General features: G+C 33.9%; 11 protein-coding genes and 1 pseudogene. 3 read left to right on the top strand and 9 right to left on the bottom strand.

The genetic code is table 11. The annotated features are described in order from the left end of the window. Nucleotides 1-54: 54 nt before the first annotated feature. From BMX53_RS00535 to BMX53_RS00525, 3 genes are all read right to left on the bottom strand, one after another. Nucleotides 55-831, bottom strand: coding sequence for an ABC transporter ATP-binding protein (locus tag BMX53_RS00535; protein ID WP_038987532.1), 777 nt, complete (start codon nucleotides 829-831; stop codon nucleotides 55-57). A gap of 3 nt (nucleotides 832-834) precedes the next feature. After that, on the bottom strand, nucleotides 835-1,581 hold the full coding sequence (locus BMX53_RS00530; protein WP_038987533.1) for an MlaE family ABC transporter permease: 747 nt from the start codon (nucleotides 1,579-1,581) through the stop codon (nucleotides 835-837). A gap of 68 nt (nucleotides 1,582-1,649) precedes the next feature. Further along, nucleotides 1,650-2,504 carry a glycosyltransferase family 2 protein gene (locus BMX53_RS00525; RefSeq protein WP_074744076.1) on the bottom strand — a complete coding sequence of 285 codons (855 nt, stop codon included), beginning with the start codon at nucleotides 2,502-2,504 and terminating at the stop codon, nucleotides 1,650-1,652. Between the two features lie 136 nt (nucleotides 2,505-2,640). On the opposite strand from BMX53_RS00525, the gene BMX53_RS00520 reads away from it, so the two are divergent. Beyond that, nucleotides 2,641-4,107: a lipopolysaccharide biosynthesis protein gene (locus BMX53_RS00520; protein WP_074744074.1), complete on the top strand. Its 1,467-nt coding sequence runs from the start codon at nucleotides 2,641-2,643 to the stop codon at nucleotides 4,105-4,107. A gap of 80 nt (nucleotides 4,108-4,187) precedes the next feature. Here the strand turns inward: BMX53_RS00520 and BMX53_RS00515 are convergent, their stop codons facing one another. The 4 genes and pseudogenes from BMX53_RS00515 to BMX53_RS00500 all read right to left on the bottom strand — a co-directional run bounded on the left by BMX53_RS00515 (nucleotide 4,188) and on the right by BMX53_RS00500 (nucleotide 9,206). After that, nucleotides 4,188-5,099 (bottom strand): DMT family transporter, encoded by a 912-nt coding sequence (locus tag BMX53_RS00515; protein ID WP_074744071.1) that lies wholly within the window; start codon nucleotides 5,097-5,099, stop codon nucleotides 4,188-4,190. A gap of 348 nt (nucleotides 5,100-5,447) precedes the next feature. Beyond that, on the bottom strand, nucleotides 5,448-6,659 hold the full coding sequence (locus BMX53_RS00510; protein ID WP_074744382.1) for an MFS transporter: 1,212 nt from the start codon (nucleotides 6,657-6,659) through the stop codon (nucleotides 5,448-5,450). A 95-nt stretch (nucleotides 6,660-6,754) separates the two neighbouring features. Then, nucleotides 6,755-7,659 (bottom strand): annotated as a pseudogene (locus BMX53_RS00505) (helix-turn-helix domain-containing protein). A gap of 152 nt (nucleotides 7,660-7,811) precedes the next feature. Next, nucleotides 7,812-9,206 carry a phosphatase PAP2 family protein gene (locus tag BMX53_RS00500; RefSeq protein ID WP_074744069.1) on the bottom strand — a complete coding sequence of 465 codons (1,395 nt, stop codon included), beginning with the start codon at nucleotides 9,204-9,206 and terminating at the stop codon, nucleotides 7,812-7,814. Between the two features lie 361 nt (nucleotides 9,207-9,567). Here BMX53_RS00500 and BMX53_RS18955 point away from each other — a divergent pair, with 361 nt between their 5' ends. Beyond that, complete coding sequence (locus BMX53_RS18955) at nucleotides 9,568-9,759, top strand: hypothetical protein (protein ID WP_123766462.1); 192 nt, start codon at nucleotides 9,568-9,570, stop codon at nucleotides 9,757-9,759. Between the two features lie 225 nt (nucleotides 9,760-9,984). On the opposite strand, the gene BMX53_RS00495 is transcribed toward BMX53_RS18955, so the two are convergent. After that, nucleotides 9,985-11,043 carry a 3-oxoacyl-ACP synthase III family protein gene (locus BMX53_RS00495; protein ID WP_074744067.1) on the bottom strand — a complete coding sequence of 353 codons (1,059 nt, stop codon included), beginning with the start codon at nucleotides 11,041-11,043 and terminating at the stop codon, nucleotides 9,985-9,987. Between the two features lie 210 nt (nucleotides 11,044-11,253). Continuing rightward, nucleotides 11,254-12,303 (bottom strand): alpha/beta hydrolase, encoded by a 1,050-nt coding sequence (locus BMX53_RS00490; RefSeq protein ID WP_074744065.1) that lies wholly within the window; start codon nucleotides 12,301-12,303, stop codon nucleotides 11,254-11,256. Nucleotides 12,304-12,446: 143 nt separating this feature from the next. On the opposite strand from BMX53_RS00490, the gene BMX53_RS00485 reads away from it, so the two are divergent. Next, nucleotides 12,447-13,064: a hypothetical protein gene (locus tag BMX53_RS00485; RefSeq protein WP_074744063.1), complete on the top strand. Its 618-nt coding sequence runs from the start codon at nucleotides 12,447-12,449 to the stop codon at nucleotides 13,062-13,064. Nucleotides 13,065-13,338 lie beyond the last annotated feature (274 nt).

The following is a 13,338-nucleotide window of genomic DNA, read 5'->3' as shown; positions in this document are numbered from 1 at the left end:
AAAGTAGAACTAACTCGTAGTTTTGGGCTAATGCGGAATATGGGTTTAATCTATTTATTTCTTTTCGTTTCCTATTTGTCTCATCGCTTGACGAACCATTCTGAACAACTCTGATGAGTACACGAAGTCTACTACATCTTCATTATCTGTCTGAATGATTTCTTTGTGATTACCAGACCATGCTAAGACACCATTCTTTAAGAACACGATGTGTTCACCAATCTCTAGTACTGAGTTCATGTCGTGAGTATTAATAACTGTAGTAATACCATACTCATGTGTAATCTCCTGGATTAAGTTATCGATAACGATAGCAGTCTTAGGGTCAAGACCAGAGTTAGGCTCATCACAGAATAAGTATTTAGGGTTGTTTACGATTGCACGAGCAATAGCTACCCTTTTTTGCATACCACCTGATATCTCAGAAGGTTTCTTTTTATTAGCGTTGATTAAGTTAACTCTATCAATAACTTCGTTTACACGATCAGTTATTTCAGCATCCGATTTGTTAGTAAACATTTTTAGGGGAAATGCGATGTTCTCTTCTACAGTCATAGAGTCAAATAGTGCACTTCCTTGGAATACCATTCCTATCTCTGTTCTTAACTCTCTTCGTTCAGTAGAAGTTAAGTTAGTAGATATTCTTCCGTCAAAGCTGATAGTTCCAGAGTCTGGCGTGTGAATACCTAAAAGAGTTTTAAGCATTACAGTCTTACCAGAACCACTTTGTCCGATAATTAAGTTTGTTTTACCTGTTTCGAATGTAGTACTAATACCTTTAAGTACTTGAGTACCATCAAACGATTTTTGTATGTTTTTTACTTCGATCATTTCTTAGTTGCTTAAAAGTAGAGAAGTTAATATATAGTTCGTTAAGATAATAGCCACACTCGTCCATACGAATGAAGTAGTACTCGCTTTACCTACTTCTAATGCTCCACCTTTCATATAATATCCAAAATACGATGGTATAGTAGCTAATAAGAAACCAAATAAGAAGGTTTTGATAAAGGCGTATGTAACGTGGAATGGAGTAAATGAATCTTGTAGTCCAATAATAAATTGCTCTGACGATACGAAGTTACCCATAACACCACCGAACCATCCACCTACGATACCTAAGAACATACTGATACCAATAACGAAAGGATATAACATAACCGCTACCAATTTAGGGAAGACTAAATAGTTTAACGAGCTAACACCCATTACCTCTAGAGCATCAATTTGTTCTGTTACTCTCATAGTACCAATACTAGAAGTAATAAACGACCCCATCTTACCTGCCATAATGATAGAGATAAATGTAGGAGCGAACTCAAGAATTACAGATTGTCTAGTAGCAAACCCGATAAGGTATTTCGGGATAAGTGGGTTAGTTAAGTTTAGAGCAGTTTGGATGGCTACAACACCTCCAACGAAGAATGATAAGAAACTTACAATACCTAAAGATCCGATGATTAAGTCATCTATTTCTTTGAATATAAGAACTTTCATAACCTTCCACTTTGTCATTTTGCTAAACATTTCTTTTAGCATTATAAAGTACTGTCCTATATGTGTTAATCCAGATTTTATCATAAAAATTAAAATATCGGCTAAATTACCAATTACAAATGAGTTTTAAGTTTATTAAAGCAAAAAAGTGATTATACCAACTTTGATTTTATCTTCTGCCAACGGTATTTACGGATAAATATCCCTTGTTCCTCAGATACTAAGTAAGGTTGTTTTTCTCTTTTAGCTTTATAGTATCCCTTGATATAGTCAATGAATAAGAAAGGCTTTTTCTTTTTCATAGCTAGCTTTATAGCTGCTATAGAAGTGATTGTTATTCCGTAGTGAAGTCTGTAGAATGCTTCACCTTGCTTATATCTAGCAGCTTTATTATACATCGCCCCAGTAGGTTTTAGATGTTTCACCTTTAGACTATCTATAGTGACTATCTTCCAATTGTAGAATCGACATAATAACTCATCTACTGTGTCCCAACCCATAGCAGGTTTAAGACCTCCTATCTGTTTAAAACATGCTATGCGATAAGCTTTAAAGGCTCCTCTGATATGGTCTTTATCCGTTAAGCTTTCTATTACCCACTGATTGTCTTTTTCTATATAAGCAAAACCGCCTGCCATACCTACCGTTTGGTCAGCTGTAAAAGTGTTTGCTATGGTCTCAAAATAGTTAATAGGTAAGATCAAATCAGCATCTAACTTCACAATAAAGTCATATGCTTCAAGATTATCTATTTGTTCTAACCCATAATTGAAAGCCTGTATTACTTTGCTTCCTGGTAAATGAATAGCTTCAGAAGACTTATTCACTAGTGTAATATAAGGCAACTGTGAATAGTTTGTTTCGACTAGGGATGCAGTATTATCTGTAGAGTTGTCATTCACGATTATTACACGAGTGGGTAACAATGTCTGTTGCATTAAGCTATCTAAAGTCTTGACAATAAAAGCCGACTCATTATAAGCAGGCATGATAACAAGGTATTTCATGTAATAATATTTGTGCGACTATAGTGTTCTGTCTTACTGTACTAAGTTGCATAAGATTTACAAATTTAAAAAAAATAGTAGTTAAGCACTTATTAGCAAGTATATTTGTATTTGATTAACAGAGTTACGCATTAATATGCAAGATAAAATATCTACTAAACAGGCATTCTTATTTACACTTATCAATTACGTTGGCGTATTGATAGGAGTAGTGTCTACTGTGTTAATCTATCCTCAAGACAAAGAACTATTAGGTATTATTCGATTTGTTGACGCTTGTGCTCAGATTATGTTTCCAATTATTGTATTGGGAAGTACACACGCACTGATAAATTTCTACCCTAAACTAAGTGAACAACTGCAAGGCAAGCTATTTAGCTTTAGTTTATTGTCTATGATTAAGTTGACGTTAGGAGTGGGAGCTGTCTTATTCTTAGGATCATTCATCTATGATGGAGCAGAGATGAAGTATGTAGTTATGGGGTTTGTGTTAGCCATTGCGATGGCTTATATCGAACTTTTTAGACGACAAGCCACTAATCTACAACGTCTTTCTTTTCCTACTTTTTTTGAGAAGATTATACCTAAAGTAGCCTTACCTACCGTATTTTTAGTAGTAGTATATGGGAGCTTCTCTGTAGATAGAGCAGTCTGGTATTATATTATCGCCTATTATATAATCGCAGTAGTGATAGGATGTTATATCTATAAGTATTTTAAATATAGATGGCACTGGAAGTATGATGACTTGTTTACCTATGTAAGTAAGAGAGAATACTATGCTTATAGTTTGTTTGCTTTTGCAGGGAGTTTCGGATCATTCTTTGCCTTTAGAGTAGACTCTCTGATGATCCCTTACTTTATTTCGTATGAAGCTAATGGTACTTATAATATTGGAGTAACTCTAGCCTCTACTTTAGCTATACCTGCTACAGGAGTATTTGCCTTATATGCACCTATTATCTCGGATCTGATAAAACGAGCAGAGCTTCGCACGCTGAATATGAAGTATAAAGAAGTAGCACGTAATCTGTTCTTTATTGGAATGTTACTGTTCAGTTGTGTAGCAGTTGGTATAGAACCATTATTTCAACTATTACCAACTTATGATAAACTAGCACCCTCTATTCCTATAATTTATCTATTGGGAATTAATGTAGTGATTAATATGTCTACTGGCTTTAATACAGAGATTATCTCATACTCTAAGTATTATCGTTTTAATCTAGTGTCTATATTAAGTCTTATGGTGTTAAATGTAGTTTTAAACTATGTATTATTAGCCTATACAGACTTAGGTATACTAGGAGTAGGAATTGCCTCGATGTTGTCTCTAACGCTGTTTAATATAGCTAAGACTTATTACATCTATCAGAAGATGAAGCTGTGGCCTTTTGATAAGAGTTTCTTTAAGTTATTCTTATTTATGTTAGTCTTCGGATTAGTAGTATTCTTTATCCCATCTACATCCTACACACTAATAGATCTAGTATTAAAGGTGAGTTTAGTACTATTATTAAACCTTATTATTCTATTCAAGACTAATTGGGTAATAGGAGTAAAGTCAGTACTAAGTAAACTGCTGACTAAACTAGGTTTATAGAATAGTATATAAAACAACAACGCGATGTCCCTTACAGGTGAGACACCGCGTCGCTTATGAAAATTGGATATTCTCGATATTTAGTTTTCAGGTATAACTTTCTTTTTAATCTTCGTCAGTAGGAATATAGTGGCTATAATACATAGACTTCCTAGATAATCCATTGTCTCAAAGTTTACACCGAAATATGCTACTGCTATTAATGTAGCAGATAACGGTTCTGCACAGGCTAATAGACTCGCACGCTGTGGTCCGATATTCTTTATCGCTGTTAAGAAGATATAGAACGGTATCAATGTTCCTAAGAAGATGATAAACAATACAGCTAAGTAAGTATCTCTATCCCATATCCCTTCTAACTTATGTGGTGGGTGTATGATACTCATGGCTATACCTGCTATTAGCATACTCCATCCTATGATAGCGATAGGACTATATCTGTCTAATAAGTGTACTGGCATAAGTGTATACACTGCTAATGCTATAGCAGAAGCGATACCCCATACTAAAGCAGTAGGTGTAATATTAAGTGTGTGTATATCTCCATGAGTCACTAATAAGAATGTACCTAACATCGCCATTCCGATAGCTAAAAACTCTATTGGCTTAGGCCATTTCTTTAATCTTAATGCTAGATAAATAGCTATAAATACTGGACCTGTGTACTGAATAACAGTTGCAGTAGCAGCATTAGAATGTAAGATAGTCACAAAGTAAGTGTATTGTACAGTCAACATACCTAGCAAACTAAATAAGACTAGCTGTATGGCGTACTTTTTATCTTTCCAGATTCCTACTACATCAGGATTCTTTTGTAGGAGACCGAATAATAACATTAATACACCTGAGATAAGTAGTCGAACAGTAACTAACCATTCTGCGTTAAACTCTTTCTCTCTAAAAAGGAATTGAGCAAAAGCTCCTGAAACTCCCCATAGCATCGCTGCAAAAATAGCAGATGCAAAGCCTAAAAATTTATTGTTTAATTGCATTGTTGACAACGTACTTTGAGTACATTTTGAAGTTGAATATACACAGACAAAAGGGATTGCTTTTATCTCTTATGCAAAACAAAATTACTGATAATTATCCCTATAAAGTAATTAATTATACTAGCGAATAAGAATTAATTACTCTCTAAGAATTGCATTGTTTTAAGATATGTATAAGTAGTATAAATATAGAAGCACTGCATATTTAGCAATATATTTTTAGTTTTCTCACAACAGTGTTTTATTGGCAGAATTAAAAACATTGAGAAATACGCAATGCTAAGATAGTTTTCTTCTGGTTTAATGCTTTTTTGACAACTAAAACAGGCTTATTTTAAAGAGTTTGTTTTAGTTGTTGCTACTGTTAGTTTGTGGTTTGTACAGTTTCACAATGTATAGGATAGCGAGTAGTAATACGATAGCCATTACTAGGTATCTAATAGTCAATCCCTGTGAAGACGAAATAACTCCTGTAGACGAAATAATTAATGTAGTAAATGATGTTAATACATATACTAATCCACCCATTAACCCTCCAGCTGTTCCTGCATTGTTAGGGAATTGCAGCATAGTAGAGATAAAGAAGTTATTGAATAACGTACCTGAGCAGATATGTATTAAGAATAAGAAGAACATTAGTACAGGCAAGTTTTCTATAAACAATGTTGTAGCTAGCAGTACTAGTATTAATGTTACTTGTACTAGAGAAGGGTGTAGTGCTTTAGGCTTTAAGTCTAAGTGCATTCTTCTCTTTCCTATTACTCCACCTAACATCCATGAGAATCCAAGTATCAATGTACAGTATCCGATTACTACCGAGTTGTGATTAAACACGTTTTCTATTAAGAACGGACCAGTGATGTTAAAGATCATCACGATAGAGTAGCTAAGACCTAATATAGTAGTACCAGTGATAAACTTCTTATCGCTCAGCATTACTTTATATAAGCTAACAGTTTCTGTAAGGTTAAACTTCTTCTTCTCTGGTAAACTCTCTCCACTAAATAAAGTGTCTAGGATTAATAATAGTAAAGCATAACCTGCTAAAAAGTAGAAATTCGCATGCCAGTTAAATAACTTTTCTAAGTACCCACCTAAGAATGGAGCTAGTATAGGTCCGCATGACCATACAATAGTGAAATAACTCAGATAGTACTTTCTCTTTTCTTCATCATAGATATCCATAAATATAGCACGAGTAGCTACTACTAGAGTAGAGATAGCCATCCCTTGTATAATTCTCATCATACAGATGTAGAATATACTATCCATATAAGTAATCGCTATATTAGTGAATACTAATAATAGCAAAGCGAATAGACGAGGTCTATATCTACCAATATTATCTAGTAAGTTACCTACGAATATCTGAGATATACCATAGCTCAGTAGGTAACAAGTCAATGTGAGCTGTATGTCTTGTTCTGATACAGCTAACCCTTTCGCCATAGCAGGGAATGAGGGAAGGTATATATCTGTCACAAAACCCGATAAGGGTATAGAACAAAAGGCTAGAATAGTCACTAGTCTTTTCTTTTGTTCGCTTGCTTCTCTTAGCATAAAATCCATTTGTTGTTTGAGTAGCAAAAGTAAGTCGATGAACAATTTACTCAATTAAATATCTCAAAGGGATAATTGCAAAAATCAAAGATTACTTATGTGGGGTTTTTATACTTCAGAGGTGTTACTCCAGCATTTTTCTTAAAAAAGTTATTGAAGTGAGAAGGTTGTTCGAACCCTAAAGTATATCCTACTTCAGCTATATCCCAACTGGTATTCTTTAGCAAGTTTTTTGCTTCGTGTAAGAGGCGTTCCTTTATTATCTGTGTAGTTGTCTTACTAGTTACAGATTTGATAGAAGCGTTGAGGTGGTTGACATGTACATTAAGGGCTGTAGCATAATCAGAAGCCGTTTTTAGGTTTAGAGGGTAAGCAGGAGAATCTAGAGGAAATTGCTTGTTTAGCAATTCATCAAATAATCGATATAATCTACTGTTACTAGGTGTCTCTTCTAGTTTTAAATCTTCTACTTTTAGTTGTAACGCTTGGTGTAATAGTAGGGCGAGTAAGTTTCTGATAATCTCAAATTTTAAAGGGTAGTCACTCTGTGCCATTTGATACATCTGCTTAAAATAAGAAGATGCCAATTCTTGTTGCTCCTTGTCTAAGAAGATAAAAGGCTTACTCCATTCTTTAAAAAGGGACGTTTTTTTAAAGAACTCTATTGTACTGTGTTCAACTAAAAACTCTTGGTTAAATAGACAAAAGAACCCTTCTTGTTGACTGCTGATACATTCCCATTCATATGGGATAGTTGGACAAGGTAAGAATAAAGCAGGTCTGTCTATTGTCAAAGTATGATCTCCATATTTAAATACACCTTCACCGATAATTAGACATACTTTGTAATAATCTCTTCTATTGTATGGGGTATTGAAGTTACAATACTTGCGAATATTGATGTTAAAATGAGATTTACCACAGCGATAGTCTGATGCATCAAAGGCATAATGCTATTTTCTCTATAGTGATCGCTGATTGTTTCTAAGTTTTTACTCATAGTAGTAGAAGAAAGATTGTAATACTTTACAAAGTTACGAAAATCAAATAAATAGCTTTTAAATGTTATTATGTATTTAACGTAAAGAGATTAAAAAAGAGAATCAGATTTATCTAATTCTCTTTAGTTTTTATATCGTTATTTATACTTGATTAGAAGTATGCCGTTAGTCTTAGTCCCATGCTTAAATAATTCAATGGGTGTTTGACTGTATTAATTTTAGGGTCACCTTCTTCTAATATTGAGTCATTTATTTTATAAGTAATCTTTGATTGACTGTGGTTAAAGTCTGAGTAAGCTGTGATACCTAGGTTATCAGTGATATTATAGGTTAACGCCAGTCCAGTAGTAAACTGAAATACATTGGCTGGTTTGTACTCTGCTAGTTGTACTTTCCCATCTTCTAGTTCTGGGATATGTACTTCGTGGGATAATACCTTAAGAGATATATTTCCATCAGCACCTATACTATAGCCTCCTAATGCTTTGATCATAAGATTCCATCTATCAGAGAAGTGTATTGCGTAGTATGGCCCTACAGAGAATGTAAGATTTCCCATAGACTGTGATAATACCTTTCCTTTTATATTAGGGTCATCAGGATCGTTTACTTTATCTTCTGAGAAGGGAAAACTCGCTACAGCTATCTGTCCACCTAGTCCCCAGTGTTTATTAAAGAAGTATGCTCCTTCTAGTCCAGCTTCCCATCCGAGTTTAGCTAAAGCTTCTTCATCTTCTGTCTCTACAATACTTTCTAACCCACTAGTAAAACCTAACTTAACGGCTAAGAAAGAAGGATTCTCATTACCCTCTAGTTTAGATATTAGACTTAAGTTATCTCCCTTGTTGCCATATATTTTATCTACGAAGAAGTATGCTAATTGAGTAGATAAGATACCTATACCTGCGCCAGCTAGAATATCTGGCACCCAGTGTCTATTATTAAGACTTCTACCTAACCCAGTCATAGTAGCTGCTCCATACCCTCCAATAGAATATAAGGGATTGACCAACCCGTATTCTTTATCTAAGAATGCAGCATTAGCAAAAGCCATAGCAGTATGACCAGAAGGGAATGAGTTCTTAGACGAACCGTCAGGACGCTCTACCTTAGCCGTATATTTGATACTATTAACTAAGATGGCCATAATTGCCATACTAGCTCCATAAGAAATTGTAGTTCGTTTAATGTCGTTTCGCCCTTTTACTCCAGCGGCTTTTAACCCAAATACGGTAGCCGCAGGCGCATACTGTAGAATATCGTCATATTTATATTGAAATGAGGGGACATATCTATTGCGTTGTTCTCTAATATCCTCTTTACTATTCCATGTTAGTGCGGATGCTGTAAGAAATAATGTGGGGACTAGGGCTACCTGAACAGCATCTTTCTCGAAGAAAGATTTTCTCTTTGCATTTTCGGGAGTAAAGGAGAAGTTAGTATCTAACTGTATTGATTCTTGAAGATTATTCTTGTTAGAAAACTGACTAAATGATTGATTTGTAGATAATAATATTATATAAGTAAAGTAGATGTACCTTTTCATTTTTGAGATAATTAAGGATGCGAAGGTATATATTGAGATGAAGTCTTGTGAGTAAAAAGGTTATTATTATCTATAAGGCGTTTGCTATAAAGAAATGCTATTTAAATAAAATAGAAGAAATGCTATTATTTTAAAACAATGTAATCAGATATTGAAGAATTTTATTTTCTAACATTAATTATTAAAAAAAAATTAAAGCTAGTCTTTTGACGTTGTATTTTTAGAAAGAACTAGTTAATAGGTAGAGCGGTATTGAGAAAATTTGGCACTACTATTGATAATATATTAGTGTTATTTGGAGAAGAAATTTTTCAGAATAACGAAGAGTAGTTAATTATTGTTTAATAGAAAGTAGAAAGTTTTGAGTAATTTAGATCGTTTGTTAAAGTTTATCATTGCAGTAGCGACACTGTTATTGATAATTGATCTCTTTGACTTTTTTACTAATCGGATAGTGCGTTATTTGTGTTACTTAGCATTGGGGATAAGTGCCACAGCATTGTTTTATCTACATAAGAATTATGATAGTAATAAAGAAGAAGATGAAGGGTAAAGCTAAAAGTATTTTCAAGTAATAATAGTTATTAGTAAAAGTAAAAGAGAGCCTCGGCTCTCTTTTTTATTTTTTATAAAGTACGCTAGTTTATAGTATCCCACTGTATATACCTTAGATGTACATGAGATCAAAATCTTATTTATAAGATCACAATAACCTTATTATACAAAGACATCCTACAGCAAACTTAGATGAGGTAATAGCCTAATCTAGCGCCATTATTTATACTTGATACGTGAATGCGTTTATGTTCATACCAGCTCCCACTGAGGCAAATAGTACAATGTCACCTTTCTCTAAACTATGTGGGTCTAGTTGTTTGTTAACGATCATATCATATAGTGTAGGCAGTGTAGCTACACTACTATTTCCTAGTTTCTGTATATTCATTGGCATAATGTGCTCAGGCATTTCTAGATTATATAATTCATAGAAGCGCTTTACTATAGCCTCGTCCATCTTCTCATTAGCCTGATGTATCATGACCTTTTTGATTTTCTTGATATCTACACCACTTTTGTCCACACAGCTCTTCATGGCTAAAGGAACATTAGTAAGTGCGAACTCGTATATCTTACGACCAAACATCTTGATATACTTCGTATTCTCATCTAGGTCTGGATTATATGATTTGCCATAGTGAATATAGAACGCTTCGTCTACAGTGTAACTTGCAGACTCTACAGACAGTATACCACCTTCTTCATTTGTTAGCTCTAATATAGTAGCTCCTGCACCATCTGCATAGATCATAGAATCTCTGTCGTGTAGGTCTATCACACGAGATAAAGTTTCTGCTCCGATTACTAAGCAGCGCTTAGCCATACCTACTTTCATAAATGCATAAGCCTGTATCACTCCCTGTAACCAACCAGGACAACCAAATAATACATCAAAGGCAACACATGATGGATTAGCTATCTTCAGATTATGCTTCACTCTAGATGCTAAGCTAGGTACAATATCAGACTGTAGCGTACCGTGCTTGACATCACCGAAGTTATGTGCGAAAATGATGTAGTCAAGAGTTTCTGCATCTATACCTGCATTTTTGATAGCATTCTCAGCAGCTATAGTACCGATATCACTAGTAGTAAGTGACTCTTCTACATATCTTCTCTCTTCTATACCTGTTATTTGTTGTAATTTATAAGCTGTTCTAGCATTGCTGTCTTTTAGGGGGGCACCTTGTTCATCTCTGAAGTCAAACTGATCAAAGGTAGTATTGTTAATAACCTTTGTCGGAATATAACTTCCTGAACTCATAATCTTAATATTCATAATCTTGTATTGGGGTTAATGGAATAGTAAACTTAGGGCTTTATATCTAGTAATGATAATATTTTTTGTATTTTTTTAAATTATTCTAATACAGTAAAATGATTTTGTAACAGATTCTAGGATAGACTGAAATAATAATGCCAATAAATAATATTGAATCATCAATATCATTTATTGGCATTGTTAATATGTATTCTAAGCTATAAGTACTTATAGAGAGTATAGTGATTGCTTGTATTCTGTTACTTTATCAGCAGTCTCTTTGTCTCCATTTGTATTGAAGTACTTAATTACAGTATCTAAGTATTTTTCAGTAGGTTTAAAGTCATAGTGCATCTCCTTACTTAGGCTCTCGAAAGTATCTTTTAGTAGATTAGAGTTAGTCTTTAAGTCTTTAAAGTTAATTCTGTATCCATCAAAGACAAATCTCAGTCCGTCTAGGTTTCCTTTTAGAGGAATACTACCATGGTCTTCGCCTTCATACGCTACATACTTATAAGTAAGAGATGGATGAGGTGTAGTACTCATTAGTTTGTCAAATTCTTTGATAGCACCGTAATGATCGTTTAAATGACCTTTATTTTCGCTTTCACCTACTTGAGTTAAGAATAGTTTTCTGTCTTTAAAGTCTTGTTTTATGCGAGAAGTATACTTTCTTAGCATTACCTTATTATCCCACCATATACTAGGATCGTGCACGATATAAGCATTAAACATATCCGTGTAGTCAAGCATATTATTTAGTGCAGTGATACCTCCGAATGAGTGCCCTATTAATATCTTATAGTCTAGTGTTCTATAGTTAGTATCTACATAAGTAAATACTTCGTCTTTTAGATATTTAAAGAAGTTATCATTTCCTCCGTTCTCGCCTTTAATCTTAGCAGCTTGATCTTTAGACATATTATCTTTAGTCACCACAGTAGGTGTTAAGTCTCTAGTTCTGTTCGTATTTACTACTCCTACTATGATCATCTCTGGGATAGATGGGTAAGGGTATCTGCTAAGCTTATCTACGTAGGCAGTCAAGTAATTAAAGTTGCTCTCTCCGTCTAGTAAGTAGATAACAGGGTACTTCTGATTAGGATACTTTGTATCCGTATATCCAGTAGGTAAGTAGATTTGTATGCTTCGATCTTCGTTTAATACTTTAGATTTAATAGTATATGATTTGCCTATTTCTATAGCTTCTTGTGCATAAGAGTTCGCTGTAAATAAAGTACAAAACGGTAGGAAAAAAGCATATAATAATTTCTTCATAATAGATGTATTGTGTGTTATAGAATGAAGTACAAATATAGGACACTATTTAAAATGGTTCTAATTTATTATTTTATAAATTCTTTATATGTTCAACTAAGATGTAGTTATTATCTTGTGCTGACTAAAAGAGAAGTTTGAAAATGAATAGATTAGTTATATTTTTTGTTGCGCTGATGAGCGCATTTTGTTCTTATGGTCAAAGTCCGAAACCTGCAATAGAAATTAAGGTGCTAGACTCTAAAGTCACTGATAATAGCCTAGTGACAGTAGTATTAATGAATAATTCTAATGATACCTATTGGTTCCCTTGGGATATCTCTGAGCTGGCGTATGTAGCTAGTATAGGTAGCACTTACGAAAATCAAGTATATGTATTAAGACAGAGGGTGTATAATGATAAAGAGCATATAGATGAGCCTACTCTGATGAGTGGAGACTATGACTCAGAAGGATTATTAAAGAAGTGGAATGAGAAGTTAGCAACAAAGAAAGCAACTGACTATGTCGTGGTAAAACCTAAGAATTTCGTACAACTTAGATTGCCGTTTAAAGTGGTACAGAAGTTAGCTCCTGCGTGGTACTCTGCGAAAGAAAAAATAAAAGATGGTGGGTATAAGTACTACGTAGTTTATAATTATAATGCTAAAGCTGCTGAGCAGGTACTGAGCCCGACACTACTAGAAGAGGTAGAGAAGTTAGGATATAAAATATATCATGAACCTCTGATATCTAATAAGGTACCTATCGTTAAAAAATAAAAAAAGAGAAGTATATCCCATATACTTCTCTTCTAGTTGAAAAACAGCTGTATAAAATTTATACGAATTATTGGCACTTGTAAAATTAGTACTAAGAGTTAGTAGAATATATGATACTTATCAGTTTGTTAAAATAATATATGGTCTGTGCTAAACTTGGATTTAGATTATACAGATATTCCTTATCTCAGGTGTGAGATTGAGGAGAAATAGATAAAGGCTACTTCGGTAGTCTTTTTTATTGTTTCTATTTTTTGTCTCATTATTTGATTTG

The organism is Myroides marinus, assembly GCF_900109075.1.
GTDB classification, from domain to species: domain Bacteria; phylum Bacteroidota; class Bacteroidia; order Flavobacteriales; family Flavobacteriaceae; genus Flavobacterium; species Flavobacterium marinum_A.
The sequence above is the reverse complement of the archived record's forward strand: the minus strand, read 5'-3'. Positions and strand labels throughout refer to the sequence as shown.

What these genes read in the sequence shown, in the direction of transcription:
- BMX53_RS00515 (WP_074744071.1), bottom strand. Translation starts at nt 5,099, where the DNA reads ATGCAATTAAACAATAAATTTTTAGGCTTTGCATCTGCTATTTTTGCA.
- BMX53_RS00495 (WP_074744067.1), bottom strand. Translation starts at nt 11,043, where the DNA reads ATGAATATTAAGATTATGAGTTCAGGAAGTTATATTCCGACAAAGGTT.
- BMX53_RS00535 (WP_038987532.1), bottom strand. Translation starts at nt 831, where the DNA reads ATGATCGAAGTAAAAAACATACAAAAATCGTTTGATGGTACTCAAGTA.
- BMX53_RS00510 (WP_074744382.1), bottom strand. Translation starts at nt 6,659, where the DNA reads ATGCTAAGAGAAGCAAGCGAACAAAAGAAAAGACTAGTGACTATTCTA.
- BMX53_RS00520 (WP_074744074.1), top strand. Translation starts at nt 2,641, where the DNA reads ATGCAAGATAAAATATCTACTAAACAGGCATTCTTATTTACACTTATC.
- BMX53_RS00530 (WP_038987533.1), bottom strand. Translation starts at nt 1,581, where the DNA reads ATGATAAAATCTGGATTAACACATATAGGACAGTACTTTATAATGCTA.
- BMX53_RS00485 (WP_074744063.1), top strand. Translation starts at nt 12,447, where the DNA reads ATGAATAGATTAGTTATATTTTTTGTTGCGCTGATGAGCGCATTTTGT.
- BMX53_RS00525 (WP_074744076.1), bottom strand. Translation starts at nt 2,504, where the DNA reads ATGAAATACCTTGTTATCATGCCTGCTTATAATGAGTCGGCTTTTATT.
- BMX53_RS00490 (WP_074744065.1), bottom strand. Translation starts at nt 12,303, where the DNA reads ATGAAGAAATTATTATATGCTTTTTTCCTACCGTTTTGTACTTTATTT.
- BMX53_RS00500 (WP_074744069.1), bottom strand. Translation starts at nt 9,206, where the DNA reads ATGAAAAGGTACATCTACTTTACTTATATAATATTATTATCTACAAAT.